The organism is Limnofasciculus baicalensis BBK-W-15 (assembly GCF_024178385.1).
GTDB classification, from domain to species: domain Bacteria; phylum Cyanobacteriota; class Cyanobacteriia; order Cyanobacteriales; family Coleofasciculaceae; genus Limnofasciculus; species Limnofasciculus baicalensis.
On the sequence record NZ_JAMZMM010000611.1, the window covers coordinates 1 to 2311 of the forward strand.

Below are 2311 nucleotides of genomic sequence, written 5' to 3' on the forward strand. Positions count from 1 at the left end.
ACAATACAATTTTCCCTTAATTATCATAGGATTCGGGATTTTATTTTCCTTGTACTTACAATGGCAAATTCCCGATGGCGTATTTTTTAGTGGCGATGCTGGACTTAAAGCATTATTAGCTAAACAATTAAGTGGGGGTGAATTTCGCTTCGACTTAGCGCCACCACCAGAAACCTGGGTAACCAACCTTTGGCAAGAGGGATTATATCCCTTTGCAGAACCATTTGTCTATAATTTTAACAATCGTCATTATATTACATTTCCTTTTACATTTCCTCTCGTGACAGCGCCATTTTATGCTCTTTTCGGTTATCGAGGATTTTATATCATTCCTCTGGTGGCAACCTGGGCTATGTGGGTAAGTTTTTATTTCGCTTGCCAACGCCTAAACTTAACAAAAGTTACTACTGCTATCGCTCTAATTATTCTTATCTTTGCTTCGCCCTTATCTCTATATAGTGCGATGTATTGGGAGCATACCCTTGCTGTTGTCCTCGCATTCCATGGGGGAGCGATGCTATTAATTCCTAAGATATCCCAATCTTTATCTAAACAAGAAGCAATCTTGAGTGGTATTTTGATTGGCACTGCTGTCTGGTTTAGACCAGAATTTTTATGCCTAGCATTTCTTTTGATTATACTGGTTTATGGAGTAGCTGCATCTAACTGGAGTAAGCTAAGTTTCCTTAACGATACTTGTAATATCAGTAAAATATCTTGGTTGTCTGAACGTAAAGAGATCTTCCTCGCCAGCACTCTGGCAACCATTGGCATCTTCTTCCTCTGGAATAAATTGATTTACGGTCATCCTCTGGGAATTCATGCAATTCAGGTTGTTAAAGAGTCTTTCTCACAGAGACTATTAGATGGTGTTCAGAATTTCCAGGGATTGGGATTAGCTGGCTTTGTTTTCTTTCCCCTGGCATTTTATTCAATCATATATCTACAAATTTCCTACTTATTCTGGCAAGACAGGGTAAGTCTCAATCTTAAAACCGCCATCGGCTATACCATATATTTATTGACAACATTGATTGTTGTTGCTTTACTGACCGATGTCAAGTCACGGCTGCTCTACTTACTCCTGTCTTTAGCCTACTTAGTTTTGTCATTATTTGTCAGGACTAAGGTAAAATTAAATATTAAAATGACTCTAGTCTATCTATCCTGTTTGTTATTTAATATTGGAGTATCATTATTAGTTCCTGTCGGGACATCTGGTTTAATCGCTGGGGGGAAACAATGGGGGCCTCGGTTTTTATTGATTCTCGTCCCAATGATTGCCCTGCTGGTAGTTACTCAGTTGGAAGAAATGTGGAAAAACAACACTAATCTGGTTAAATACCCGCTCATCGGTATTTTTTCAATTCTATTGCTATTGGGGATTAATAAGAATAGCTATGAGGCGACATTATTTTTGCAAAAAAATCATCAGGGAATTTTACCAGCCCTAGAGTTATTACAAAAAGAGCCAAATAAAGTCATCGCCATGTCTCATCAATTTGTGGCTCAAGCCCTACAACCAGGGTTGAAGCAAGATAAATTTTTCTTTAAGGCTGAAGATCGGGATAAGCTGGTAAAATTAGGTCAAGCTTTAGTTGAGCAAGGGGAGAATAAGTTTATTTACATCTGCTATCCCCATGAAAAGTGTAATCTGCCCGAACAAGCCCCTGACGCTTTCCAGTTTGAGCGAAAAAATCAGAGGTTTACCATTGAGTTGAAAGATTTAGGTACTTTTGGCAAGTATCCTCTATATGAGGCAGATATTATTCAGCAATAATCAAGCAGGGAATGGAGCTACTAAAATAAACATCCTGAGAAGAGTTGTTGATTGATTATAACGAAACCCGATTATTAATGACCGAGAATGAGTAAATCTAAAGTATCTGTCCAGTTTACCACAATCCTCTTGATCGTAATTGCGATCGCAGTTATTTTAAGAATCGTAAATTTAGGTAGCCGGGAATTCTGGTATGACGAAGTATTATCTCTCCTCCTAGCAGGAGGTCAAAAAAATGCCTATCAAACCCCCGGTGAAGTACCCGTCATTTTAGCAGACTATAAACCATTATTAAGTTTGCCAATCGAGAACAGTATTAACGATATTGTCAAAACAATCGCCAACTTACTAAAGGGTTTAGCAGCGGAACCCCATCCCCCCCTATTTTTCCTAACCCAACATTTCTGGCTGCGACTTTTTGGCAACGGCGAAGGAGCAATGCGCTCTCTTGAAACATTATTTAGTATCGGGGCAATTGGTAGCGCCTACGGTTTGGGAAGCTGTTTACTAGGAAATCGAGGAGGATTATTA

Annotated in this window: 1 protein-coding gene and 1 pseudogene; both read left to right on the plus strand. The window is 39.0% G+C overall.

Annotation, left to right across the window (positions count from 1 at the left end; all coding sequences use genetic code 11):
* A partial coding sequence (locus NJ959_RS28740) for an LA_3751/LA_3752 family putative glycosyltransferase (protein ID WP_256529966.1) occupies positions 1-1780 on the plus strand: 1780 nt, incomplete at its 5' end.
* Between the two features lie 87 nt (positions 1781-1867).
* Positions 1868-2311: pseudogene (locus NJ959_RS28745) on the plus strand (glycosyltransferase family 39 protein); the annotation flags it as partial.